This is a genomic window from Nostoc sp. (genome assembly GCF_036917195.1).
Classification (GTDB): Bacteria; Cyanobacteriota; Cyanobacteriia; order Cyanobacteriales; family Nostocaceae; genus Nostoc.
In genome coordinates this window covers 46,027-72,127 of the sequence record NZ_JBALDG010000020.1, presented here as the reverse complement: position 1 = coordinate 72,127, position 26,101 = coordinate 46,027, and the positions used below count along the sequence as shown (strand labels likewise).

Below are 26,101 nucleotides of genomic sequence, written 5' to 3'. Positions count from 1 at the left end.
GTACAGACGCGATTAATCGCGTTTCTCCTAACTCCTAACTATAGTTTCCAAACCTTGCACTAATCTTTCTATACCTTCTTTTGCCGTCTCTTTTTGTAGCGCCCCATAAGCAACGCGTAGGTAGCATCCATCATCCATACCAAAGGTTGTACCTGGAATGACTGCTACTTTATGTTCCTGGATTAGTCTTTTAACTAACTCAAAAGCATCCATCTGAGTATTAACCTTGAGGAAAAAATAGAAAGCGCCATTAGCGGGTGTAATGCTAGATAAACCTTGTAAGCGGTTAAGGGAATCTAATACTAATTGCCGCACTTGAGCGATTGCACCTATATTACTCTTCAAATACTCCTCTTTTGCTTGTAATGCCCCTAAAGCTGCATATTGAGAAATTACTGGCGGACAAATCAAAATCGTATCCTGGACTTTTTTGACAGCAACAAATAAGTGTTTGGGAATCACCATGTAGCCAATGCGCCAACTAGCAAAACCGTATGCTTTAGAAAGGCTAAAGAGAGAAATGGTGTACTTGCTACTATTCCTAAATGCACCAGGGGAAACGTGTTTTACCCCGTTATAGGTAAAGCATTCATAGGCTTCATCGCTGATGTGGTAAATGCCGCGATCGCCTTCAGCACAGCTTCGCCCAACGCCACAGATTTGATTTACTTGGCGCAATGCCGCTTTTGAATAAACAACTCCAGTCGGATTATTCGGGGAAATTGTGACCACAGCCCGTGTTTTGGGAGTAATTGCTTGAGCGATCGCTTCTGGACGCAATTGATAATTTTCATCTGTCGCCACTAACACTGCACGACAACCAGCCATTGCGATCGCCATTTCGTGGTTGAAATAGTAGGGCGTATTCAGAATAATTTCATCGCCTGGGTTAGTGATAGCAAGAATGGCATTCATAAATCCCATATTGCTTCCCGCTGTCACGACGATGCAGTTTTCCCCATTGATTTCAATGTTGTTGAAAGCTTGCAATTTTCCTGCAAGTGCTGTCAACAATGGCGGAATTCCTTCAACTGATTTGTATAAATTATTAGTGGGTTCGGCGAAGAATTCGGGTAAAAATTTTATGGCTTCCGCTGGTGGATTGTAATAAACAACACCCTGTCCTAGAGAGATTGTTCCAGGGGAGTTTTTAATCAGTTCCCCAACCACAGGAATAATTGGCGACTGTACCGCCTGCATACGAGAGGTTAGGGATTCCATATTTCCTTGCCACTTACCTAGCTTTAGTATCTCTTAATATGGAAGACATGGAAAGTTTTTCTGTGACAGACTCCCACATGTGATGCAAGCATACAGTGTGAGAGTCTGTCACCAAAATGATTAACCAGATTTGCGATTACCCAAAAATTTAGTCAATCGAAATCTGTTGAGGGCCACTTGCTTTGCCGTTATGTGCGTCTATTGTGGTGCTGGTGTAACTATTTGAGCGGATCTGTTGATCCAGCCAGCTTTTAACGGGATCGTCTGCAAGATTCAGCCGAAGCACACCAGAGAATAACCCACCCACAAATGAGACTGGATGCTGGATAAATTCTCTGAATATAGGTGACAATTCATCAATGAACATTAAGAGACTCCTGGCGGTGCCGTAAAAAATTATTACTTCTTAATTGATCGTAACCTGTTGAGCAATATATGGTTAGCGGTAATGAAAGATACAAATTTTGTCTGCCATGAACTGGGAGTAAAGATGAAAGAAATAGCTAAATATTAGAAAACTTGTGCTTCTATGGATAATATTTAGGACTACCCCTTTCAAGGTGACAAATTCACTTCTCATTACCTGTTTGAGAGCGTTCTATTCGCTCCGAACTGATTTCCACCCTTTTCTCGTTATCCTGGTATCCAAATTAATCAGCGATCGCTCCCTGTTCTCCACACTACCGGGAAATGGGGAAGCGTTATACGATTGGGTTGGAAAATCGTCTTAATTCTTTCCCCTCATGACGTTAATTCCTCTTGACAACTGTGAATATTATTTATATATAGCCAAATAAGTAAGAGTACTCCAAATAAAAAAATGCCCAATTGTCATTGCGAATGGAGCAAAGCGTAATGAAGCAATCGCAAAGACTTTGAGATTGCTTTGCTACACTACGTTTCGCTCGCAATGACAGGTTTTGGATCATTTATTTTTTGGAATACTCTAACATGATTAAAGATGAGAAATTATGGAAGCAAACAAGCCATGATTATTAAAGAAGAAATTACCATCAAAGCTGCCTATTAGGTAGCAAAAAATACTTTATGCTACTGAAGAAGCCCCTACTCAAAAACCAGCTACGTGTAGCGTCTCCAAAACAGAGAGATTAACATGACTAACCAAACTGCATTGTGATCAATTCCACATAATTGGACTGTTATCAAGATGGTGGGTGACAATACGGCTGATCGCATCAATTTCTGCCAATTGGGCGGCAGAAAGTTGAATTTGGGCGGCTAATGTGTTGTCTAGTGCTTGTTCGGGATAACGCGCCCCGGGGATCGCTTTTCCATAACTGCTTCCTAATTCATTCCCTTGGATAGTTTCACACTTTATCGGTTTTAGCTTGAAATTAAATCAGAGTTATAGTAGATGCAGATGGAATTGACTACAACTTTTCATGCTCTCAAAGAATGGGCAGTCGCCGTAAATGCCTTGGAAGACGGTAAAACAATTATGTTGCTCCGCAAAGGCGGTATCCATGAACGAAATGGACATTTCCAAGTTGCCCACAAGCAAATTTTGCTTTACCCTACTTATGAACATCAACAAGCTTTCATGCTCAAAGCAGAGTATGCCAATAGTGTATATCCAGTAACATCAGGTTGGCATCCAGAGACAGTTCGTATCGGCAGTTGGGCTGAAATTACAGATATTTTGCCAGTTAGTGACGAGTCTATTGTCAACACTTTGCTTCCCTTCCATATTTGGAACGAGCATTTTATTAGCGATCGCCTCAAATGGAAATCACGCCAGCCGCTTTATATTCTCCTGCTGCGGACATATCAACTACCTGAACAAGAAATTCCCTACCACCCTAAATATGGCGGTTGCAAGTCATGGATTGATTTAGATCAAGCAATTGAGTTGCAAGCAGCAAAACCAGTTTTGTCTGACTTTGCATACACTCAACTAGTAGAGACAATTCGCAAGATTGTCGGCGATAAGTTGTATGCTCCATCTTTCTAATAACCCAACTTGCTGCCTAGATCCCCGACTTCTTGAAGAAGTCGGGGATCTAAATCTAGTACGCTACGGCGTGAATAGAGCAACCATTTAAAATCCCTAAAAAGCCCATTCCATAATACTTTTGACTTTTGAACGCCAGTTGCTAAGAAAGCGGGAACGCTAAGAGCGAACAAGTCGGCAGAGCCGCAAGGGCGCACTGGCTCCTTTTGATTTTTGACTTCCGCCTTGCGGTACTAGGTTAAGTAACGCTATTCTACCCTACAGTTAATTTTATTTTTACTTTATAAATGATCTTGCTTCTAGATAAATACGGGATTGTGTCTGGTCATCAAACGGATCATTTAAACAACAAGCATTGGTGTTAGATTTTATATTGTTTGCTCATAGTGTTTAATCAACAGAATTTTATAAGTAATTTCTAAAATCTACGCTTATGTAACCATAAATACAAATAGTCTGATTGTAAACTCTAGCTAAAATAGTAGTTATTGTTACACACACTCATTAAAAGCGCGGATAACATTAGAAAAATCTCCCCTAGAAGGAAGGTGAGGGAAAGCTGTTGATCTTTGTGTCCTACAGCAGCTTTCTCAGGGTATGACTTGTTAAGTAATTATTCTGTAGTGGATAGAACTTAATTACACTTTGTCTAAAGTATTAGGCAAAAAAGTACTCCACAAGGGTAAGATTTAGCTTGACAAAAGTCTGCCATTATGGGTTAGTTATTAGCTAAAAGCAAAGGAGTTTGCAATGCATCGACAAATGTGCTGGTTATCTAAGTCTGGTGGTGACGGAGAGAAAATTTTGTATTTGCAGACAGAACCCAATCAGCCTTGGCGTCCTTACACAGCTTTTGGACATTTCGCAGTCCCAGATTATCAAATACCAGGTGGTTCTAAAGGTTGGGCAACTTATCAAAAACTTCTCAAAGCAGGTTGGACACTAGTACCTAGCACACGGGCAAACGAGTTTGGCGGCAGCAGCTACGCAGAGTCAACAGCTCAAAATCAATAGAAAAACGCGATTAATCGCGTCTGTACAGGAGTTAGGAGTAGAGACGCGATTAATCGCGTCTGTTATTATTCTCCTTGTCTGGCTCACAATCCTTTTGGGGAACCTTCACCGCGAGGATCAGCCGCCCCTTCTAAAGTTCCATCGGCTGTAACAGCGATCGCGTTACCATTACCCCAAGGAGCAGTTTCCTTAATTTTATGCCCCCGACGGCGTAAGTCTTGCACAGTGAGAGCATCCAAACCCCAAGATTCGACGCGCAATTCATCGGGAAGCCATTGATGATGTATGCGTGGAACAGAAACAGCCGCACCAACATCCATGTTATATTCCAGCACATTCAGGATCACTTGTAAAACCTGGGTGATAATGGTGCTACCACCAGGCGCACCTGCTGCCATGCGGAAATGACCGCTTTCTGTAACAATTGTGGGAGTCATGCTGGATAGAGGAGTTTTACGAGGGGCAATGCTGTTGGCATCGTTACCAACCAAACCAAAGGCATTAGGCACTCCTGGCGCAGAAGCAAAATCATCCATCTCATTGTTGAGGACAATTCCAGTTCCGGGTGTCACCACACCAGCACCAAAACCAAGGTTAATCGTGAAAGTCAGACTTACGGCGTTGCGTTCTTCATCCACAACAGTAAGATGAGTGGTTTGGGGAGATTCATACCGAGTCGCGTGCAGTTTAAGAGATTGAGCAGATAACGGAATGATATTTTCTCCTAAACTCTGATTATTAGCTTGACTAAAACGTTGTAATGTCTCTTTATCTACTGGCTTGACCTCGGTCGAGGGTCTAGCCACTTGCATATTAATTTCTTGACGACGTTTTTTGGCGTAAGCTGGACTGAGCAGTTCTTGTACAGGGACTTTGACAAAATCTGGATCGCCTAAATATTCTGAGCGATCAGCGTAAGCAATCTTCATTGCTTCTACCATTAAATGTATAGCATCGGGATGATGCCATCCTAAAGATTTTAAATCAGTGTCACCGATAATATTTAAAATCTGCAATAGATGAACACCTCCCGATGAAGGTGGTGGCATTGAGCAAATTTTAGCTTTACGAAAATTGCCACAAACGGGAGTGCGCCAGATTGGTTTGTAGGCTTTCAGGTCTTCTAGAGTAATTAAACCACCATTTTTTACCATATCAGAGGCGATCACACGAGCAATACTTCCGGTGTAAAAACTTTGGGGATTTTGGGCAATTTCTGTTAAAGTCCGTGCCAAATCGCGCTGCACCAGCTTTTCCCCTGGTTGATAAAACTCACCATTGCGAGTGAAAATTTCCCGCGCTGCTGGATTGTCGAGAATTACTTGCTTGCGGTTTTTGTACTCTGGGAGCGAACGCCAAGTAATTTGAGGACTGAGGACAAAACCATCTTTAGCGAGTGCGATCGCAGGCTTCACCACCTCTTGCCAAGGTAGCTTACCATAGCGACGATGCACTTCATAAAGTCCCGCTACCGTTCCTGGTGTGCCTACTGCCAAATAACCATTAATACTTGCATTCGGACGCACCTTTCCTTCTGCGTCTAGATACATATTTCTTGTAGCTTTCAGGGGTGCGCGTTCTCGAAAATCTAGCGCTTTCATCTCCCCAGTTTTCTCGGAGTGCATCAGCAAAAATCCGCCGCCGCCGATTCCGGCTGAAAAAGGCTCAACTACCGAGATTGCAAAGGTTGTGGCTACGGCTGCATCCACTGCATTACCACCTTTGCGTAACATCAAAATTCCCGCTTCACTTGCTAAGGGATGGGCCGAAACCACCATCCCCTTTTTGCTGCGTAGGGGTAAAGTTAATGCAGCTGAGGCAACTTGGCTGTAAAGCAATACACTGAAAGAAAAGATTGCGATGGCAATTTGCTTATGTTTAGTAATAGTAAGCATTTTTATAGCATTTCTCCTAAAATTTTATACTTGTTTTGCATCTTGACGTGAGATTATTGATATGATCTGATTTGAAAATTTTACAGTACTTATAAATGCTATGTTACGAAAAATAAGTAAAACATTTTTCAACGCTTTAACTATTGGATTATGTATCTCCACCGGAAGCGTTCTCTCTCAAACATTACCGCTTTCGTCTAACTTAGTAGGTTTTAATACGCCTGAAGGTGAAAAATTATTACTTCAGAGTAAATCAAATGAAGACTTCTTTCCACTGAGTATACAGTTCACTACTCAAAATAATCAGGCATATTGTGGTGTTGCTAGTATGGTTATGGTACTGAATAGTCTAAAAATTCCAGCACCAGAAGCACCGCAGTACAAGCCATATCGAATATTTACTCAAGAAAACTTTTTTAGTAATGATAATACAAAAAAAGTGCTAAGTCCTGAAGTTGTGTCTCGGCAAGGTATGACTTTAGATCAGTTAGGGCAATTACTAGCCAGCTATGGTGTTAGAGTTAATGTTTACCACGCTGCCGACACTAGTTTAGAGCAGTTCCGCAAACAAGCGGCAGAAAATTTAAAACAACCGCAAAACTTTGTTTTAGTAAACTATTTACGCAAAGAAATAGGTGAAGAGAAAGGTGGGCATATTTCTCCTTTAGCAGCATATAATGAGCAAACAGATAGGTTTTTAATTCTTGATGTTTCTCGTTACAAATATCCACCAGTTTGGGTAAAAACAGCAGATTTATGGAAAGCAATGCTCACAAATGATTCCTCAGTAAATAAGACCCGTGGCTTTGTATTTGTTAGTAAAAGCCCTTGATATAACAGTCTGTTAATTGAGTTCATGAATCCTGCGATCGCCCATCTTCGATATAAATAATGCGAGCTAATTATGGATACCGTAATTACCCCAGAAAGAATCGAGTTACCACCTGGCGCGGTGTTGAAGCTTTTGGGAGACTGGAAAGACTATCAAATATTGAGTCAGCAACTAGGCGATCGCTCCTCGCCTCGGATAAAATATCGGCCTGGAGAAATTTTACTGATGGCACCCCTACCTGAGCATGGAAGAGATGCGAGTTTGTTGGCATTGATAATAATAGCTCTACTTGACCACTTGAACCGCATATACGAGTCATTTACGCCCATCACCATGAGCTTGCCAGAGGTTAGTGGTATTGAACCAGACTATTGCTTTTACATTGAAAATTGGAGAGCAGTAGTAGGTAAAAAAAGAATTGATTGGCAATCAGATCCCCCACCAGATTTAGCAATTGAAATAGATGTGACAAGCTACACCAACATTAATGATTTCTTACCTTATCGAGTGCCAGAGGTCTGGATATTAAAGAGTAATCAGTTATTAATTTATAGATTGCAAGAAGAAAGTTATCTGCTTACAGAAAGCAGCTACTTTCCTAACGTCAGAGAAATTGTACAGCAATGTCTTCAAATTGCAAACGAGCAAACAACAAGTGAGGTGATTAGGTGGTTAAAGAACTTTTTGCGTGGACAACAGTAGACAAGCGGTAATAGTTAAACACGAAAAATGGTATAAGCGATTCCATCGTACCTATGGTTGAGATGAACCTAATCCCTTAGATTTGCGAAACTCGCGCACAACATCTTTAATATCTTGCAATTCACCCTCAACTAAATAGTTTAATTGCCGCATTTCATCTGCCGAAATCTTTCCGGCAAGTTGAGCGATCGCTGTTCTTAATTCGGGATATTTTTTTAAAGTTTCTTGTCGAACAATTGGTGTAGCTTCGTAAGGAGGAAAATATTTTTTATCATCCTTGAGTACAACTAAACCCAAGCGAGCAATCTGTCCGTCAGTAGAGTTACCCGCTACCATATCCACCTGTTTTTGAATCAAAGCACGATATATTAAACCCAAGTCCATAATTTGGGGTGGTTTAGCAAAACGTAAATCGTAAGTTTTAGCTAATCCTGGAAAACCATCTTCCCGTTCTAAAAATTCGTAGCCAAAACCGCCACGCCACTGCGGTGTATATTGAGTAGCTTGGGAGAGAGTTTGAATATTGTAGCGTTTGGCATCATCACCCCGGACAATCATCGCAAAAGTGTTTTCAAAACCCAAGCTTGGCATCACTTCCAAATTGAATTGCTGGGCATAAGCTTGTTTTAATCTTTCATAAACTTCTTTGGTATCCTTAATTGCTTTTTGCTTCAAAATCCCAGTAAAAGCTGTGCCTGTATACTCAATATAGGCGTCAATTTTGCCAGCAGTAATAGCACTATGACAAACAAAAGAACCACCCAGACGGAAACGACGATCCACTTTTAAATTAGTTGTTGACTCAATTTGCTGTGCTAAAAGCTCACCTAAAATATCTTGTTCGGTAAAATCTTTGGAAGCAACGATAATATTGGCATTGCTACTACTATTTAAATTCGGTGTGCAGCTAGTGATTACCAGTAACAAAGCAAAAGTTAAAAAGCAAAATGTTAAAAATCTTTTCATTAGACCATTTATAAATTCAATCTTAAGTAGCTTAACGCACCGCTATATAACATGGTGCGTTAGGCGGATAATATCGTTTGTATTCTGGATACTTTTACGTCAGCGAATCTTGAACCAAGAACATTCTTAGACAAAAAGGCTCTGAAAAGTTATGGTAAATCTTCTGTTTCATGGAGGCAAAATGAAACAACGACAAATATTGACGCAAGCAAAGGAGCAGGATTTGCAGGTGTTGTCAGAGATGAACCAGAAAGCAAATCGGCGGATTCGGTTGGGGGCAATTGCGCTGATGCTGACAAGCGCGATCGCAGCAGGATTTGCGGCTTGGCAAAGTCAGAAAACAGTGATTGCTGTCAATGGCGATCGCACAGTTGCAGCGGTTGAAACAGCCCGCCTAGAGAACAAACACTTATTGAAACAGTCAGCAGACTCTAAGCAAAATTTGAAAGTCGCAAGTCAGAAGCAGGGGGTTAATCAGGTGAGTGAGCAAAACAGCTTGGATCTCAGTGATATCAATCCCCTGAGTGGTTTCGATCCCCGTGCTATGGTAAACAGTGTCAGCTTCAGCCCGGATGGACAAATGATCGTCTCTGGCAATGCAGATGGCATTATCAAGCTGTGGAAGCCAGACGGCACACTGATCACCACACTGAGTGGACACGGATACAAGATTGCTGTTAGCAGTGTCATCTTCAGCCCGAATGGAGAAATGATCGCCTCTGGTGGTGGGGATAAGACCATCAAGCTGTGGAAGCCAGACGGCACACTGATCAAGACGCTGACGGGACACACTAGTGGTGTGGACAGTGTCAGCTTCAGCCCGGATGGACAAACGATCGCCTCTAGCAGTTGGGGCACTATCAAGCTGTGGAAGCGAGACGGCACGCTGATCAAGACGCTGAATGTTGACAATGCTTCTGTAGAGGATGTCAGCTTCAGCCCGGATGGACAAACGATCATCGCCGCTGACAGTAGCATCGCCGCTGGCACTAGCAAAAATACCATCAAGCTGTGGAAGCGAGATGGCACGCTGATTAAGACGCTGAAGAACGATTATTTTGTAAAGAGTGTCAGCTTCAGCCCGGATGGACAAATGATCGCCTCTGGCAATGGAAATGGCACTATCAAGCTCTGGAAGCGAGACGGCACGCTGATCAAGACGCTGAAGGGTCATTATGATCCTGCGGACAATACCAGTTTCCCTCTGAGCAGTATTAGATTCAGCCCGGATGGACAAATGATCGCCTCTGGCAGTACGGATAATGGCATTATCAAGCTGTGGAAGCCAGACGGCACGCTGATCAAGACGCTGGTTGAACGCGGTTTTCCTGTAAACAGTGTCAGCTTCAGCCCGGATGGAAAAACGCTTGCCGCTGGCACTTGGGGGACTGAGACTATCAAGGTGTGGAATTTGAACTAGGCTAGTACCGCAAGGCGGAAGTCAAAAGGAGCCAGTGCGTTGGGCGGCTCTGCCGACTTGTTCGCGCAGCGTCTCCGACAGGAGAAGCAACTGGCGTTCAAAAATCAAAAGTCAAAAGTATTATGCAATGGGCTTTTTAGGGATTTTAAATGGTTGCTTGTCTTGCAAAATTCTGATACCTGCGGCGGGCTGCGCTTTCCGGTAGAAACCTCCGCTCAGACGAAAGCGCTAAATTTATTTATGCGGATTATTAATTTTGACTTTTGACTTTTGACTTTTGACTTCCCCCAAGGGGCTGACCTCTAACTTGCTTAATTTTTAATTTTTAATTTATTCTCCAACCAGCCAATTGCAAAATCAGCTAGTAATGCAATTCCCGCCGCCGGAACTGCACCAGCTAAAATTAACTGATCATTCACTACTGATATGCCGCGAAAAATAAACACTCCTAAACCACCAGCACCAATTGCTGCTGCAATGGTTGCAATCCCAATGGCAATTACCGTTGCTACCCGCACTCCTGCTAAAATTACTTCCATTGCTAAGGGAATTTCAACTTGCAATAACAATTGTCTATCTGTCATCCCCATCCCTCTCCCAGCTTCCCGAATAGCTGGATCGACGCTAGTAATTCCTGTGTAAGTGTTACGAATTATCGGCAGCAAGGAATATACAATCAGGGCAACAATTGCTGGTACTGCGCCAATTCCGCCAATTATGGGAACCGGAATGAGTAAGCCAAACAGTGCCAGACTAGGAATAGTTTGCAGAATATTTGCTATGCCAAGAATTGGTTGGCGAAGATAGGTTTTGCGTGTAATCAAAATACCTAAAGGAATGCCTACAAGTATGGCAATTCCGATCGCGATTCCTACCAAAAATAAGTGTTCTAGAGTATGCTGAAGAATTTCTGGGGCATACTTAACGAGGAAAAAATTTTTCATAAATTGTCTTGGAAGGAACGCAGACATTGGAGAAAAGCTAGGCTTTCTGGGTGTTGCGATCGCATAAATTCATCTGTTGTCCCCAATACTACCAATTCTCCGCCATACATTAAACCAATTCTTGATGCCAAAATAAAGGCTTCTTGAATATCGTGGGTGACAAACACAACAGTTTTGCCTAATTCTTGCTGCAAATGCCGAAACTCTTGTTGAAGTTCTAGACGCGTAATTGGATCGAGTGCGCCAAAGGGTTCATCCATTAACAATACTGGCGGATCTGCTGCTAAAGCCCTGGCTACACCGACTCTTTGCCTTTGTCCTCCCGAAAGTTCGTGCGGGTAACGTCCAGCGAATTGTGTCGGTTCTAAGCCTACTAATTGCAACAATTCATAAACCCGCGTTTTTATTTGTTTCGATTGCCAACCTTCCAAAGCCGGGACTAAACCCACATTGCGTTCTACAGTGAAATGGGGAAATAAACCAATTTCTTGAATTACGTAACCAATTTTTCGCCGCAGTTTAATTTCATCCCATTGAGTTGTCGGAATACTATCAAATAAAACTTCGCCTTGTGTGGGTGTAAATAGGCGATTAATTAACTTCATTGTCGTGGTTTTGCCACTTCCACTGCGTCCGAGTAATACGAGTGCTTCTCCTTGATGAATGGTGAAATTGAGATTTGACACCAATGAGCGATGATTGCGGCTAAAGGTGACATCGCGGAATTCGACGGCGGTTTGGTTATTTTGCGGCATGAGTGGCTGGCACTAGAAGCTAGTTATATGTATTATGTGCTAATTTTGTGAATATGGTTTATATAAATTATTTTTATAAAAAATTATGGTTCCTCTACCGAATCAACTTGAAGATATAATTAAAGGCGTAGCAATGGACATTTTGGATGCAGAAGAAGCAATTAAATTATACGAAGTCATTGGTAATCATAAAGATACATTAATTAAGGATAATTTTGAAAATTTATTTGCAGTGCTTCAAGTTGCCTTGTTAAAGAATACTATTCTTGCTATAAATAAAATTTATGAAACACCTAAGAAGACGTATCCATTGAGAAGCCTTCCTGCTGCTGTTAAAATACTAAAAGATAACTGCAATAAATTTAAAATAGAACAGAGAGAACAGTTAGAACAAAAACTAACTAATTGGGGACTTGATAAAAAATGTTTTATATCTCTATCTGACTTAGAACTTACAAATATTGTAGCTGAAGCACTTAACACAAAACTACCCTCAAAAGAGGAAATAAAAAATATCAAAGAAGTAAGAGATAAACAAGTGGCTCATCATGAGTTGATTGATAAAGAAAAATCATCAATAATGTGGTCACATTTAGACGACTTATTGGCACGTGCGAAGAAGATAGTTGGAGTTATCGGTAATCACTACATTGGTAGTTTTTATGAAATCAATGATGGGGAGTATGTTCTCTCTTACGATGCATCAATAACAAGTCTTTCGCTAATGAGGCTTTTAAAGAAAGCTGGTATTGTCAACTAGTAGTGTTTTCTAAAATTAGGATATATACCAGCACTGTGCCAGTATATGTATGGTGCGTTAGGCTAACGCCATAACGCACCCCAATAGATCATAAAAACGGTGCGTTAGCCTTTGGCATAACACACCCTACTATGCAGTTTTAGCATTCTCATCTAAGACCTGTTCTGCAACATTTTTCAAGCGGCTCGACCTGATTTTGCGGGCGCGTAGGCGTAGCCCGCCGCAGGCATCGCTATTGCGAACACCACCCGCCATTTCTACTCACGCTTGGCTTTACCGTACTTAATAGCAACCACCATCAGCATCTTCTCAGAAAGCTGACTAAAGTTTTTTCCATCTCTTCAATTTCGTTTACTATTAACGCTGCCAATCATACATTAATCGTCCATGACGATCGCGCACAAGTTCCCATTCTCCATGACGATATCGTTGTCCGTGATAATCTATAGAGCGATAGTGTCGTCTGTAATAATGTCGTCGATAGTGTCGTCTGTAATGATGTCGTCGATAGTGTCGTCTATAATAATGTCGTCGATAGTGTCGTCTATAATAATGTCGTCGAGTGTATCTGTGAGCTAACAAAAGCTCTTCACTTTGCTCTCCAACTAATTTTGTCTGTGCGTCAATACTCTGTTGATTGAGAACATTATTTAGAGTATTATCCTTAGCTTCAGCTAAAGCAGGTGGATAAATGAAGGTTAATAGCAGCAACACAATTGAGGATAGCTTTTTGAAACGGTTCACGTCTTTGCTTTTCCTAGACTATTGGTAATCTTTTTATTTAATACTTAAGTTGAATAATTATATAGTTCAGAGTTCACAAACTTGATTATTGCAAATGTAATGAAAGAACTTAATATGAAATATAAGATACTTAACTACGACGGAAAATCAGGACAAATGAACACAACAGCACTCATATATTTTTAGCTTTACCATTAAAGTATCTAGATGTTATAGCTTGGCACTATATCGCTACAAACTTTCAAAGATGGCTATATATTATTTTTTTCAGATACCATACTCATCAATTTTCCGACTATGAACTACTCTGTCTCCTTAATAGTTTTGAGTTGAAAAAATCCTTTAAAACAAAACTACTAAATAGTCAGTGATACCATTATTAATATAATTTTTTGGTTTTATAAGCAATGGCATACATTCCAAAGAACGCAAAGTGGTATATTGCTGAATTGGTAATCGAGTGCAACATTGAAGGAAATCCACGTAATGTTGTTCATGTAAATATTGTTCTTATCCGTGCTTCTTCACCAGAAGAGGCTTTTGACAAAGCCGAAGAACTTGGTTATGAGAGTAACAGCACATATCTCAATCCCAAAAATCAAACCGTAACTTTTACTTATAAAGGCTTACGGAATCTCAATGTTATTCATGATGAATTAGAACATGGTGCTGAACTGATGTTTGAGGAAAAAATTGGTATACGTGAAAGCGAGTTACAACAAATGTTGACTCCAAAATCTCAGCTAGCTATCTTTCGTTCCTTAGAACCAATAGATCCATCTAAGCCAGACTATAGCAGTAAATAAATTATGGATGAAGTAGCAAAAATAATGAGTGGCGACGTGTGTTATTGAAAAACTTTAAATGCTTCAATCCAACAGTGCATTCGCCATCCCAAACCTTTACAGTACAACTAACGTTATAAATATGCTGTTTGAGTTATTAATGTAGTCAGCGAAGGAGCCTCGGTACTCAAACCCATAGTGTTGTACAAGGCTCGTGCTGAGGCAAACTCTGGAATTGCCTCAATCTCTAAATTCAGGCGATCGGATTTGCGCCGTTCAGCTTCTTTGACGATCTATTCAAGAATTTTCAAGGCGACATCCTTACGTCGGTGAGCCTTGGCGGTACGTATTGATTTACAGCAGTTTTCATGTATTTGAACCACATCTATCGTAGGGGCACAGCAATGCTGTGCCCCTACCGCGTGGTCTATTTACCTGAAAATAGCTGTAAGCCAAGGCATCTGCTCAAAGTCTCGGATGTCGCCAATGGATGGGGTAATAGTTAGGATTGCCTTGCGGTTACTTCTAAATTTTGTAATGCCAACTTCAAGATTATTTGTTTTTTGCGTAAAGCACGAAACTTGAGGTAAATATTATTATATAACAGTATTTAATATGCCTAAACCGGAGACAACAGTAAAAGTCTCCTATATACTATATAACTTATTTCTCTCAAAAACTGCTCTGGCTTTCGTCTAGAGCAGTTTTATATTATACGGTAGAAGCCAGATTCTAAACTATACCCAATGGTGAATCATCTAACAGTAGCTGGCAGCAATCAAAATTTTATTACTACTGAAGATGCTTGTGTCAAACTTAAGCATTTTTATCCGGTTGTTAAAACCGACGATATAGATAACTCTAATGCAACAACATTTTAGGCTTGCCGCGCCACTACTATGCAGTTTTACTATCTTCATTTAAGACTTGTTCTGCAACATTTTTCAAGCGGCTCGACCTGATTTTGCGGGCACGCTCGCTATTGCGAACACCACCCGCCATCTCATACTCACGGCTGTCTTTGCCGTACTTGATAGCAACCACCATCAGCATCTTCTCAGAAAGCTGACTCAAGTTTTTTTCCATCTCTTCAATTTCAGTTCTAGAAGAGTCAACCACAGACAGAGCAGTGTTATAAACATCAAGTTTGTTACGTAACTGCTCAATTGACTCAATCAGTTTTTCCTGACTATGATTTTCATCAAATTTGATGTTTGGAACAATCGATTTAAGTCCAGCGGATCTTAACTGAGATTTTTCTAAAACGCGGGATGTACGTTTTTGACGAGACATAAATTTATTCCTTTAAAATGCTTATATAGCTAGCTTGCCTCAATTAAACCGTATTCCGGTTCAGCAGAACTCGCAATTTTTCTCATAAAATTTTCAGGTGATACTAGTAATTTTTCGGTATTTAATCATTAGATGTTGATTTCTCTAGAAATAATTGTCTAAGTTTCATAAAAGTTTTAAGTCAGACCGCTCCCGGCACGAGTCAGACCGCTCCCGGCACGAGGCAGACCGCTCCCGGCACGAGGCAGACCGCTCCCAGCACGAGGCAGACCGCTCCCGGCACGAGTCAGACCGCTCCCGGCACAAGGCAGACCGCTCCCGGCACGAGGCAGACCGCTCCCGGCACGAGGCAGACCGCTCCCGGCACGAGGCAGACCGCTCCCGGCACGAGGCAGACCGCTCCCGGCACGAGTCAGACCGCTCCCGTCACGAGGCAGACCGCTCCCATTTATTGGGGAGTGCGTAGAGGCAAAGCGATTTCTTGCTAGATATCGCTGCGTAGGCAAAACAACAGGCGATCGCAGTTTGTAGAAGGGCGATCGCAGTTTGTAGAAGGGCGATCGCCATCACCATATAGTTTGAACAAGATACTGTGTAATTTGCTGATCAATTGTCACAATTGGCAAATTCTCTATTTGGCTTTGGGCAATCAAAATCCGCTCAAATGGATCTCGGTGGATACTTGGTAAACTAGCAACTTGCAAAACATGGCTCATTTGAATAGGTAAACTTTCAAAGCGATTGATCGCCAGACGACTTGGAATATACTGTTCTACAGGTTCAGGAAAAGTCAGTTTCCCTAATTTATTTTTGATGACAATTTCCCAGGTACTTACTACGCTCAAAAATAGGATGTTACCTGAATCAGCAATCAGATTACGAGCGTTGGCAGATAACTGAGAGTCATCTGTCACCCACCAAATGAATGCATGGGTATCCAGTAAAGCTCTCATTACTAAACGAAGTTAGAACTTTCAAAATCACTCAAGATTTCTTCTGGTAAAGGCTCGTTAAAATCTTGTGCAATAAACACTTTACCTTTATCTAAGCCTGGAATGCGAGGAGAACTGGTATTCGTAAGGGCGACTAGACGTGCAACAGGAATCCCCTGTTCAGCAATCACGACTTCTTCACCAAGCAATACCTGACTTAGAAGTTCACTAAATTTGGCAGTTGCTTCAGTAACGTTGACAGTAATAGTCATCTGCCTTGGTAATTAATTCCTAATATTCTTTACGATAACACCGAATGGTTGGGCGATCGCTCATCGACAGTCTAGACAATTTCTGGTGATGATTTTATGATTAATTGCGATCGGCCACTCATGGACACCAGAGAGAGTTTGTAAATTTGATACCTGCTTGATGGTTGAGTAGCTGTAAAAGGCGATCGCACTTCGCTTAAAACTATAGATTCTGCATCCCCTTATACCAATTGACTAAAATCAGGCTGTAGATGCAAGTTAAATCTAACTCTCTTAAATTACGAATTACGAATTACAAATTATTTCCACCATCGCGCCACATCCTGAATAGCACGGGCAAGTTCTGCCGTTGCTGCTTGACCACCTAATGCAAAGATAACTGGAAATAATGCCTTGAAATCTTGCAGTAAGTTAGGGCGAGTCTGAAGAGATAGCTTATCAAGTCTATCTTGCCAGAAAGGGAAAAGTTCCGTAGATAGTATTTGTGGTAGTCTGTTGGCTAAACTAATCAGAGTAAAGATGCGATAATGCTTATTTTGAATTGCTCTAGCGACTATCAGTGCTTTTGGTAACAATTCTAGTGGCAGTTTATCGGCTAATGCAATTAGGGCATTGGCGCGATAATGCTCATCTTTAATTGCTCTAGCGGCTATCAGTGCTTCTGGCAATACCTCTGGCAGTTTGTCGGCTAATGCAATCAGGGCATTGGTGCGATAATGGTCATCTTTAATTGCTCTAGCGGCTATCAGTGCTTCTGGCAATACCTCTGGCAGTTTGTCAGCTAATGCAATCAGGGCATTGGCGCGATAATGCTCATCTCGAATTGCTCTAGCGACTATCAGTGCTTCTGGCAATACCTCTAGCAGTTTGTCAGCTAATGCAATCAGGGCATTGGCGCGATAATGCTCATCTCGAATTGCTCTAGCGACTGTCAGCGCTTCTGGTAACAACTCTGGTGTCAGTTTGTCAGCTAATGCAATCAGAGCATTGGCGCAATTACGCTGATCTTGAATCGCCTTTGCTGCCGTCAGCGCTTTTGGCAAAACTTCTGGCAGTTTGTTGGCTAATGCAATCAGGTCATCGACATGATAATACTTAGGCTGAACTGCCCTAGCTGCTGCTAGTGCTTCTGGCAAAACTTCTGGCAGTTTATCAGCTAATGCAATCAGGGCATTGACATGATAATACTCTGGCTGAATTGCCCTGGCTGCTGCTAGTGCTTCTGGCAAAACTTCTGGCAGTTTATCAGCTAATGCAATTAAGACATTGGCGCGATAATGTTCATCTTGAATTGCCCTGGCTGCTGCTAGTGCTTCTGGCAAAACTTCTGGCAGTTTATCAGCTAATGCACTTAAGGCAGAGGCGCGATACTTCTCCTGCTCAATTGCCCTAGCGGCTGTCAGTGCTTCTGGTAACAACTCTGGTAGTAGTTCATCGGCTAAAGCACTCAGGGCAAACGCACGATCTCCTTCATCCTGAATCGCCTTTGCTGCTATCAGTGCCTCTGGCAATAATTCTGGCAGTCTCTTGGCTAAGACCCTCAAGACATCGGCGCGATATTCCTCATCCTGCATCAGCGTTTGTTCATACATGAATGGCAACGAATAATTTAGTGGCAGCAGTTTGTCGGCTAAAGCACTCAAGGCATTGTCGCGAGACTTCTTAGACTGAATTGCACTCGCTGCTGCTATGGCTTCTGGCAACAATTCTGGCAGTTTGTCGGCTAAAGCACTTAAGGCAGAGGCGCGAGACTCTTCAAACTGAATAGCCCTTGCTAATGCTATGGCTTCTGGCAACAATTCTGGTAGCTTATCAGCTAAAATTGTTAGCACATTGGCACGATCGCTCTCATCCCGAATTTCTCTGGCTACGATCAGTGCTTCTAGCAACAACTCTGGCGGCAAATTATCGACTAAAGTACCCAGAGCATAGGCACGATACTCCTCGTGCTGAATTGCCCTAGCTGCTGTCAGCGCTTCTGGCAGTATCTCTGGTATTTTATCCGCCAATGCTCTCAAAGCGTAAGCACGATACTCCTCCTGCTGAATTGCCCTAGCGGCGGTCAGCGCTTCTGGCAGTACCTCCGGCAGTTTGTTGGCTAAAGCTCTAAGAGCATCGGCGCGAGAGAACTCAGACCGAATCGCCCTAGCGGCGGTCAGCGCTTCTGGTAGTACTTCCGGCAGTTTGTTGACTAAAGCTATAAGAGCATCAGCGCGATCTCTGTCATCCTGAATCGCCTTAGCGGCGGTCAGCGCTTCTGGCAGTACTTCCGGCAGTTTGTTGGCTAAAGCTCTAAGAGCATCGGCGCGATCTCTATCATCCTGAATCGCCCTAGCAGTGGTCAGTTCTTCTGGCAGTACCTCTGGTAGTTTGTTGGCTAAAACTATAAGAGCATGAGCGCGATCTCTGTCATCCTGAATCGCTTTAGCGGCGGTCAGCGCTTCTGGTACTACTTCCGGCAGTTTGTTGGCTAAAGCTCTAAGAGCATCGGCGCGATCTCTGTCATCCTGAATCGCCCTAGCAATGGTCAGTGCTTTTTGTAATGCTAGTTGTTGAAGATTTAGTGACAAATAGTTGACTAACTCTATCAGCGAGTTGACTTTTTCCTTGGGCTTTGGATTTTGCAGGGCGTAAGCTAGCCCTTGTTCAGGAGTCCAAAAATTATTTTTGACTAATGCAACTAGCAGTTTTAGTGGTACATTAGCTGCCAAACTATTCAGGGATGCAATCATCAAAGCATAGCGACACTGCAAACCTACCACTTGCGGTAGTGTTGATTCATGCCAATTCACTTCTGCTAATTTCCAGGCACGAGAAATATCTGTGATGTAACCGCCAGTTTGTGCCAATTGTTCTCGCACTTCATACCAGCCATTGCTTCCAGTTGCAGACTCTTCCCGCAATAACTGGTGAATCTCTTCTAACTGTCCAGCTTTTTCCAAATGCCAAACTAAATACTGATGAATGTAACCATCATCGAGTAAAGTATGCCATAAACCATTCTGGGTTTTCTGCCGATACTTCTTTAAAAAAGCAGCGTGAACATCAGCAAGATTTAAACCCAACCCAGCCAAATCTCCTGGGCGCTTTGGCTCAGAGGGAGCAGTTAACAAATTACAAGCTAAATCGTGGAATAAGTCATGTAAGCGATAGGTAGGCATACCATCAGCAAGCGGTACTCCTGTTAATAGCAATGCTTTATTCCGTAAATATTGCAACATCTTGGCAGCATCACGCTTATCCATCAGCCACAGCGTTGCTGCCATCATCTTATTAATGTTGACATCCTCCGGCAATACCCCTAACCAAGAGAAATGCTGCTGCTTTTCTAGTGGCATTCTCTTGACACTCAAATTTAATGATGCGGTTAAACTCAGGCGTTTTAAACTAGCCTCATCAGTAATTTCTTCGGCTTCCGGTCGGTCAAAACTTGTTAATCTGGCTACTTCTTGCCGAATATCCGCCAACAGTTCATTCCAAGTCGTACCACAGGCAACTTCGGCGGCTGCAAGTTCCAATGCTAGAGGAAGATAACCAACGCCTTTGGCTAAATTTTCTGCTGAGTGACGTTCTGTGCCTGTAATCTCGCGTCTTAATTTCTTCGTCAGCAATTCCATTGCCTGGTGTGGTTTCATTATATCCAGACTGTAGGTGTTGGCTGCTAAGGCATCGGCAATGTGACCTTCACGAGTAGTTACTAAAACTTGACAACGCGCACCACCAAAATTAAATGCTCGTGCATCTTCGGTATTCCAAGCATCATCCACCACCAGCAATACAGCCTTGTCATAAAGCAGAGTCCGCAAATGCGAGGAAGTTGCTTCTACACTTGTAGGCTTAAAGCTATAGTCTCCTAATGCTTGCACCCAGCCACTAAGTAAAGCCAGCACATTGGGTTGTTGACCTAATGTTGCCCAAAGAATGCCATCACAAAAACGAGATTGTATTTCTGTATTATGGGCTAAAGCCGCAGCTAAAGTAGATTTGCCCACCGAACCCAAACCGTGAATCGCAGTAATTACTAAAGTGCGACTATCAGACGATGAACCATTTAAAAGACGAGTCTTTAAATCATCGCTGTACTCTGGGCGTTCTACAAAGTGTGTGGGTAAAGGTGGCGCTTGAAATATGTTTGCGTGACCTAACCCCCTAACCCCCTTCCCTACGAGGGAAGGGGGAAAATTCAAAGCCTCTCTCCCTGTGGGGGAGAGGTTTGGAGAGGGGTTTTCTGCTTTCGATTTTTTTGGTCTGTTATTTTCCCATCCCTCATCAAACCGTTTGAGGTTTTTTTCCCTATCCCTTGACCATAGCTTGAGTGTAAAGTACCAGTCATCAGAACCTTGAGTGTGGAAACGCTTATCTTCCAGAATTTTCAAGAAGTCTTTCAGCAAATTCAGCGCTTCTCGAATTTGCACTTTAGTTAACTTACCAGGATATTTGTCTTTTTGCGTCAGCGACTCCAAAGCAATCAGCGTTGTTTGAACAGTCAGCTTAGGGTTAGTGCTGTCTTCTTCTTTCCAATTGTGCTGAATTTTAAAGCTACCGTCCTCAAATTCCCCATCGACAAAACAAAGCAACGCCTCTAGCAGACGCTTGACTCGCTTTTTAGGTTCAGGGCCGTAAGTTTGTCGCGGCATTGCATTTAAAAAATTGAGCAGGAAGCTTAGGGCTACCCCATATTAAAACTACCACCCCAAACTCATGTAATCCAGATTCTAAGGCATTTTCAGCAACCTTGGGGTATTTGCTTAGGGACACAACCCCAAAGAGAACCTATATCTATCAACTCTTTGGGGTACAAACAAATGCAAATTAAGCGTCAAAATATTCTCGGTAAAACCATTGCTTTGTTGCTGGCAATGCAACTATTCTTGATTGGTTTACAAGCTAAAAGCCGAATCGACCAAGGTAACTCAACCCTTGAGGCGTTAACTTGGATGATTCAACAATATATTCCAGTGCTGGTTAAATTTCGTAGCTTGCAGGATAAAAGGGAGAAAAACGATTCTCTAAAGATTAAAAGTAAAAGATGAAGTCGTAGGGTGTGTTAGGCAAAACGCCGTAACGCACCGCAATCTAGCAATCCTATCTGATTTTGTTCAAATTCGCAGTGTCCAGATCCCCGACTTTATAAAAGTTGTCGGGGATCTAACTTTTCACGAGTGATTTAGGACTGCTATAGATATTCAAATGGTGCGTTGCGCTTTGCGACAACACACCCTACTTTGGATATTTTTTAATTGAAATCTCTTATTGTCCAATACAATTCTATTAAGAATAATCGTAGAGTAGTGTATGCCATCGACACAAAAACTGCTGTATGAGTCGTCCCCGAATCATTCAACCTGGTCAAAGCTATACATTCAGCAAATATTTTGAACTGCCGTTTTCCCCAGAAGATATTCTTGCTGAACTTGGCTGTTCTTACAAACGCGATCGCTTGCAATTACCAAAAACAGAATTTCCTCTTGAGATAATTGCAGAATTACACCGAGTCATTGAGCGTAATCTCCGACGTGTGAAGCTACTTAGTGAGGATGCACGCAAGCAAGCAATTATTGCACCGATATTACTAGAAGTTTGCGAAATTGCCCAAACCCAATTGAATATTGAGTATCCCATTAGTGTTAGTGACCAACTAAAAGGCAGCTTGGATTACTACATTGATAAAGGTAAGGGATTGTTAGTAATTGAAGCAAAACAAGCAGATATAAGTAGAGGATTTACACAATTAGCAGTTGAATTGATTGCACTTGACCAGTGGATAAATTCAGAATTGCCAGTTCTTTATGGAGCAGTAACTACTGGTGAAGATTGGCGGTTTGCAATATACAAACGTCAAGAAAAACAGATAACGGAAGACCTCAAATTATATCGGGTTCCTGAAGAATTAACTGAATTAACTTATATTTTAGTTGGAATATTGAGTAATTAAACATAGTAATACAGTTCAGTTAAGCATTTCTTCCTTCTCTTTCTCTCTTCTGTGTGTCCTCTGTGCCTCTGCGATACCCTGCGGGAAGCCGCTTTGCGTCTACATTAAAAAAAGAGTTTTAGCCTTAAGTGAACTGTATTGATGCTTAATGTTGTGTTTCGTTCCTCAACCTAACCTACACAGTTGAATGAAAAGACCTCTCCCTGGTTTTACTACGCAAAACCGTCCCTCTCCGACTCGGAGAGGGACAGACTTGAACTTTAGTTCAAAGCAGGGAGAGGTTCGTCGAATTCACGTCAAAGATATTAAGATTCCATCTCTGCCAATTCTAACCAGCGTTCAGTCGCCACATCGATCACTTGCTTGAGTGTTTCCACCTGATCATAGAGTTTCTGTACTTGGCTATAATTCCCCGGTGAGACATTCGCTAGTGTTTTCTCGGTTTCTGCTTTCTCAGCTTCTAACTGGGCGATTTTCCCTTCCAACTGCTCAAATTCTTTCTTTTCCCAATTGGATAACCTGCGCCGCTTGGTATTCTCTACATCTTTGGGTGAAGATGCACCATTTTGGACTTCGACATTTTTGGGCTTCTCCTTAGTATTAGCAGCTTGCTGCTGTGCCTCTTCAGCCTTCTTATAATCCAGATAAACTGAGTAATTACCTGGATATTGCCGGAGATTACCGCCTTCCTCAAAGGAAAATACTGTGTCGATGGTGCGATCGAGAAAGTAGCGATCATGAGAAACTACAATTACACACCCGGCAAAATCCTCTAAATAATCCTCTAGTACTGCCAATGTCTGCACATCTAAATCGTTCGTCGGTTCATCTAAAATCAAGACATTGGGCGCACTCATCAGCACCCGCAACAGAAATAAACGGCGTTTTTCCCCACCCGAAAGTTTATGAATTGGGGCATACTGTTGATTACCAGGAAACAAAAACCGCTCCAACATTTGGGAAGCAGTAATTTGAGTACCATCAGTAATTTTGACAAATTCTCCTTCTTCTTTGATATAGTCAATCACGCGCTGATTTTCGTTTAAGGCTGTGAGCAATTCTTCAGAATGCTGGTCAAAATAACCGATATGAATTGTAGTACCAATATCTGCAATACCTGAATCTGGCTTAATCTGACCAGTAATAATATCCATTAAAGTAGATTTACCAGCACCATTAGCGCCGATGATGCCGATGCGGTCTTCTGGGCTAAATTCGTAGGTGAAATTATTAATCAGGGTACGTCCATTGTATGCTTTAGAAATTTTATTTAATTCAATAACTTTTTTGCCGATGCGACGACCAACTGTAGAAATATCAACTTTACCCTGAACTTGTTTAAATTCAGTATCCCGCAGAGCGTGTGCGCGGTCAATTCTAGCTTTTTGTTTGGTACTTCTGGCTTTCGGGCCTTTTTTGAGCCATTCTAACTCGCGCCGCAGCAAGCCTTGATGTTTCCGTTGAGTACTTACGGCAGATTCTTCAGCTAATGCTTTCTTTTCGAGGTAATATGAATAGTTACCTGTATAGGTGTAGATGTCGCCTCGGTCAATTTCAACGATGCGATTGGTGACACGATCCAAAAAGTAGCGATCATGAGTGATCAGAAAAAGTGCACCGCGATAGCGATTTAAATAACTTTGTAACCATTCAACAGAAAGAGCATCCAGATGGTTTGTCGGCTCATCCATGAGCAAAACATCGGGTTCTGCTAGCAACGCCGATGCTAGGGCAATGCGCTTGCGATAGCCTCCAGATAAAGTGCCTATTTTGGCATCAAAGTCAAAGATTCCTAATTTTGTGAGGATGATTTTAGCATTAGTTTCTAGTTCCCAAGCACCACTCGTATCCATCCGTTGCATCACCACAGAAAGGCGAGACATCAGTTGGTTATCATCTGGATAGTGAGCCAATTTATCTGAGAGTTCTTCATACTCACGCACCAAAGCCATGTGTTCGCCGCTATCAGCGAAAACTTGCTCTAAAACTGTGTGGTTTTCATCTAAATCTGGTAGCTGGGGTAAGTAGATGATTTTAGAACCGGAGTTGACTAAAACTTGACCGCCATCAATGGTTTCTAACCCAGCGATCATTTTTAATAAAGTTGATTTCCCAGAACCGTTAGTACCAATCAAACCAACTTTATCGGTAGCATCAAGGCTAAAACTAGCATCTTTTAAAATTTCTTTGATGCCAAAGTCTTTTTTTACTGATTGTAATGTAATAATACTCATAATATTTAAGTCATTAATTATTTTTCATTAGTGAGTAGGCAAGGCACATACCCTACCTACATTCACCGAATTCTATACAAATAAATCCAAGGGTAAATGTCCATACATTTCGTTGATTCCATCTTCGTCGTAAGACTGGCAAGATACTAATACACCACGATGATGTCCAGCATAGGAATCTAGATAACACAAGCCGTTTTTACCATTTAATTTGATATAAACTGGGCCTTCAGGTGTAAGTAAATTGCTTGGTGGTTCATAACCCAAAGCCAAAGAATAGGTCTTCATAGCCAGTATTCCTTCTTCTGCTGTATCAGCACAAATTCCTAAAATTTGATAATCAGCAAGCTTGGTGATTAGAATTAAGGCACTACGAATTACTGATTTTTCTGATGGCTTGAGGACAGGCGCAATGTCTAAACAGTTGAATTTATTCAGTAATTTTTTCGCTTCTTCGGCGGTGAGATTTTGAGGATTGGGGGTTGACATAAACTTCGATTATTATCTTGTTACTTTTTCTGTTGTATTTGAGTTGGGACTAGCCTAACTTAACTAAGTATTATTTACTCGAATCAAGGTTGATTTTGGACATTTCCAAGGTTGAACATGAAGGGGACACCACTTTTTGAGTCACCACCCATAACGAGGACTTTTGGCATCTGAGCGCCGCCAGTCTTCCAAGCTTCAATTGCTTCTTTTTGTAGAACCAACTGTCCCCCTTGGGCTTTGAGTGTCTCTGCTAAGAGTCTTTGAGCTTCTGCCTTACCTTTGGCACGATTCACATCAGCTTGTGCTTCTTGTTCAGCTTCCCGTGCTACATAAACGGCTCTTTGCGCCCGCTGTTCAGCAATTTGTTTTTCTTCCACTGCTCTGGCAAATTCTGGTGAGAACGCTAAGTCAACTACGCTAGTATCTAACACAATTATCCCATATTTGTCTAAGCGATCGCCTAACGCATTATCAAAGTCTTCTTTTAATTCACTTCTTTTGGTAATTGCTTCTTCTACGGTTCTTCTGGCTGCGGCAATTTTAAATGCTTCTTGTGTCTGAGGTGCAATGATTTTCGATACAATATTTGCTAAGGTTCCTTGTTTCCTTCTAACTTCAACGACCTGCATAGGATCGAGGCGAAAGTTAATCGCAAATCTCGCAGATAAATTTTGCAAATCCTTAGTAGAACTCTCCGCTGGCACTTCAAATTTTTGGACTGTTAAATCATACACATCTATCACTGAGATAAAAGGCGGTTTCACGTGAATCCCTTCCAATAAAGCGCCATCTCTAGCTTTACCCAAGATGCTAATCACTCCTGCTTGTCCAGGGTTAATAATTACAAAGGAATTTAGTCCGAGAATCACTAATATTGCTAACACAATTCCTAAAACTGTGGTTTGCCAATTTCCCAATTGCTGATTTTTCAAATTC

The 26,101-nt window shown here is 41.9% G+C and carries 25 protein-coding genes; 10 read left to right on the top strand and 15 right to left on the bottom strand.

The window, feature by feature from the left end:
* Positions 1-27: 27 nt before the first annotated feature.
* Both V7K40_RS06340 and V7K40_RS06335 read right to left on the bottom strand, forming a co-directional pair.
* Positions 28-1,221, bottom strand: coding sequence for a pyridoxal phosphate-dependent aminotransferase (locus V7K40_RS06340; protein WP_334957765.1), 1,194 nt, complete (start codon positions 1,219-1,221; stop codon positions 28-30).
* Between the two features lie 148 nt (positions 1,222-1,369).
* The gene (locus tag V7K40_RS06335) at positions 1,370-1,588 is read right to left on the bottom strand and encodes a hypothetical protein (RefSeq protein WP_334957763.1); all 219 of its coding nucleotides are present in this window, start codon (positions 1,586-1,588) and stop codon (positions 1,370-1,372) included.
* A 1,008-nt stretch (positions 1,589-2,596) separates the two neighbouring features.
* Between V7K40_RS06335 and V7K40_RS06330 the strand changes: the two genes are divergently transcribed.
* Together V7K40_RS06330 and V7K40_RS06325 are read left to right on the top strand one after the other, a co-directional pair.
* Positions 2,597-3,193 (top strand): DUF1802 family protein, encoded by a 597-nt coding sequence (locus V7K40_RS06330; RefSeq protein ID WP_334957761.1) that lies wholly within the window; start codon positions 2,597-2,599, stop codon positions 3,191-3,193.
* Between the two features lie 750 nt (positions 3,194-3,943).
* On the top strand, positions 3,944-4,207 hold the full coding sequence (locus tag V7K40_RS06325; protein WP_298916704.1) for a hypothetical protein: 264 nt from the start codon (positions 3,944-3,946) through the stop codon (positions 4,205-4,207).
* Positions 4,208-4,290: 83 nt separating this feature from the next.
* On the opposite strand, the gene ggt is transcribed toward V7K40_RS06325, so the two are convergent.
* Positions 4,291-6,102 (bottom strand): gamma-glutamyltransferase, encoded by a 1,812-nt coding sequence (gene ggt / locus V7K40_RS06320; RefSeq protein WP_334957758.1) that lies wholly within the window; start codon positions 6,100-6,102, stop codon positions 4,291-4,293.
* A 100-nt stretch (positions 6,103-6,202) separates the two neighbouring features.
* Between ggt and V7K40_RS06315 the strand changes: the two genes are divergently transcribed.
* On the top strand, positions 6,203-6,934 hold the full coding sequence (locus V7K40_RS06315; RefSeq protein ID WP_334957756.1) for a phytochelatin synthase family protein: 732 nt from the start codon (positions 6,203-6,205) through the stop codon (positions 6,932-6,934).
* Between the two features lie 72 nt (positions 6,935-7,006).
* Positions 7,007-7,636 (top strand): Uma2 family endonuclease, encoded by a 630-nt coding sequence (locus V7K40_RS06310; RefSeq protein ID WP_334957754.1) that lies wholly within the window; start codon positions 7,007-7,009, stop codon positions 7,634-7,636.
* A gap of 51 nt (positions 7,637-7,687) precedes the next feature.
* Here the strand turns inward: V7K40_RS06310 and V7K40_RS06305 are convergent, their stop codons facing one another.
* Positions 7,688-8,602, bottom strand: coding sequence for a glycine betaine ABC transporter substrate-binding protein (locus V7K40_RS06305; RefSeq protein WP_334957752.1), 915 nt, complete (start codon positions 8,600-8,602; stop codon positions 7,688-7,690).
* A gap of 181 nt (positions 8,603-8,783) precedes the next feature.
* On the opposite strand from V7K40_RS06305, the gene V7K40_RS06300 reads away from it, so the two are divergent.
* Positions 8,784-10,022 carry a WD40 repeat domain-containing protein gene (locus tag V7K40_RS06300; RefSeq protein WP_334957750.1) on the top strand — a complete coding sequence of 413 codons (1,239 nt, stop codon included), beginning with the start codon at positions 8,784-8,786 and terminating at the stop codon, positions 10,020-10,022.
* 311 nt (positions 10,023-10,333) lie between these two features.
* Here the strand turns inward: V7K40_RS06300 and V7K40_RS06295 are convergent, their stop codons facing one another.
* Together V7K40_RS06295 and V7K40_RS06290 are read right to left on the bottom strand one after the other, a co-directional pair.
* Positions 10,334-10,966 carry an ABC transporter permease gene (locus V7K40_RS06295; RefSeq protein WP_334957748.1) on the bottom strand — a complete coding sequence of 211 codons (633 nt, stop codon included), beginning with the start codon at positions 10,964-10,966 and terminating at the stop codon, positions 10,334-10,336.
* On the bottom strand, positions 10,963-11,721 hold the full coding sequence (locus V7K40_RS06290; protein ID WP_334957746.1) for an ATP-binding cassette domain-containing protein: 759 nt from the start codon (positions 11,719-11,721) through the stop codon (positions 10,963-10,965). The genes V7K40_RS06295 and V7K40_RS06290 overlap by 4 nt, the downstream gene beginning before the upstream one ends.
* Before the next feature lie 85 nt (positions 11,722-11,806).
* Here V7K40_RS06290 and V7K40_RS06285 point away from each other — a divergent pair, with 85 nt between their 5' ends.
* On the top strand, positions 11,807-12,481 hold the full coding sequence (locus V7K40_RS06285) for a hypothetical protein (RefSeq protein WP_334957744.1): 675 nt from the start codon (positions 11,807-11,809) through the stop codon (positions 12,479-12,481).
* Between the two features lie 129 nt (positions 12,482-12,610).
* Here V7K40_RS06285 and V7K40_RS06280 read toward each other — a convergent pair whose 3' ends face one another.
* Positions 12,611-12,736 carry a hypothetical protein gene (locus V7K40_RS06280; RefSeq protein WP_334957742.1) on the bottom strand — a complete coding sequence of 42 codons (126 nt, stop codon included), beginning with the start codon at positions 12,734-12,736 and terminating at the stop codon, positions 12,611-12,613.
* Between the two features lie 102 nt (positions 12,737-12,838).
* A complete protein-coding gene (locus tag V7K40_RS06275) occupies positions 12,839-13,225 on the bottom strand; it encodes a hypothetical protein (RefSeq protein WP_334957740.1) in 387 nt (128 codons plus the stop codon).
* A 407-nt stretch (positions 13,226-13,632) separates the two neighbouring features.
* On the opposite strand from V7K40_RS06275, the gene V7K40_RS06270 reads away from it, so the two are divergent.
* Positions 13,633-14,031 (top strand): DUF4288 domain-containing protein, encoded by a 399-nt coding sequence (locus V7K40_RS06270; protein WP_334957738.1) that lies wholly within the window; start codon positions 13,633-13,635, stop codon positions 14,029-14,031.
* Between the two features lie 725 nt (positions 14,032-14,756).
* A complete protein-coding gene (locus V7K40_RS06265) occupies positions 14,757-14,891 on the top strand; it encodes a hypothetical protein (protein ID WP_334957736.1) in 135 nt (44 codons plus the stop codon).
* Positions 14,892-14,907: 16 nt separating this feature from the next.
* Here V7K40_RS06265 and V7K40_RS06260 read toward each other — a convergent pair whose 3' ends face one another.
* From V7K40_RS06260 to V7K40_RS06245, 4 genes are all read right to left on the bottom strand, one after another.
* A complete protein-coding gene (locus tag V7K40_RS06260) occupies positions 14,908-15,303 on the bottom strand; it encodes a hypothetical protein (protein WP_334957732.1) in 396 nt (131 codons plus the stop codon).
* A gap of 566 nt (positions 15,304-15,869) precedes the next feature.
* Positions 15,870-16,256: a type II toxin-antitoxin system VapC family toxin gene (locus V7K40_RS06255; RefSeq protein WP_334957730.1), complete on the bottom strand. Its 387-nt coding sequence runs from the start codon at positions 16,254-16,256 to the stop codon at positions 15,870-15,872.
* A gap of 2 nt (positions 16,257-16,258) precedes the next feature.
* Positions 16,259-16,507, bottom strand: a complete 249-nt coding sequence (locus V7K40_RS06250) for a type II toxin-antitoxin system Phd/YefM family antitoxin (protein ID WP_334957728.1) — start codon at positions 16,505-16,507, stop codon at positions 16,259-16,261.
* 299 nt (positions 16,508-16,806) lie between these two features.
* Complete coding sequence (locus V7K40_RS06245) at positions 16,807-21,144, bottom strand: NB-ARC domain-containing protein (RefSeq protein WP_334957726.1); 4,338 nt, start codon at positions 21,142-21,144, stop codon at positions 16,807-16,809.
* 168 nt (positions 21,145-21,312) lie between these two features.
* Here V7K40_RS06245 and V7K40_RS06240 point away from each other — a divergent pair, with 168 nt between their 5' ends.
* Both V7K40_RS06240 and V7K40_RS06235 read left to right on the top strand, forming a co-directional pair.
* The gene (locus V7K40_RS06240) at positions 21,313-21,540 is read left to right on the top strand and encodes a hypothetical protein (RefSeq protein ID WP_334957724.1); all 228 of its coding nucleotides are present in this window, start codon (positions 21,313-21,315) and stop codon (positions 21,538-21,540) included.
* Positions 21,541-21,827: 287 nt separating this feature from the next.
* A complete protein-coding gene (locus V7K40_RS06235) occupies positions 21,828-22,442 on the top strand; it encodes a hypothetical protein (protein WP_334957722.1) in 615 nt (204 codons plus the stop codon).
* A 305-nt stretch (positions 22,443-22,747) separates the two neighbouring features.
* Here the strand turns inward: V7K40_RS06235 and V7K40_RS06230 are convergent, their stop codons facing one another.
* The 3 genes from V7K40_RS06230 to V7K40_RS06220 all read right to left on the bottom strand — a co-directional run bounded on the left by V7K40_RS06230 (position 22,748) and on the right by V7K40_RS06220 (position 26,097).
* Complete coding sequence (locus tag V7K40_RS06230) at positions 22,748-24,676, bottom strand: ABC-F family ATP-binding cassette domain-containing protein (protein ID WP_334957720.1); 1,929 nt, start codon at positions 24,674-24,676, stop codon at positions 22,748-22,750.
* Between the two features lie 72 nt (positions 24,677-24,748).
* On the bottom strand, positions 24,749-25,165 hold the full coding sequence (locus tag V7K40_RS06225) for a DUF1824 family protein (RefSeq protein ID WP_334957718.1): 417 nt from the start codon (positions 25,163-25,165) through the stop codon (positions 24,749-24,751).
* Positions 25,166-25,248: 83 nt separating this feature from the next.
* On the bottom strand, positions 25,249-26,097 hold the full coding sequence (locus V7K40_RS06220) for a prohibitin family protein (protein ID WP_334957716.1): 849 nt from the start codon (positions 26,095-26,097) through the stop codon (positions 25,249-25,251).
* Positions 26,098-26,101 lie beyond the last annotated feature (4 nt).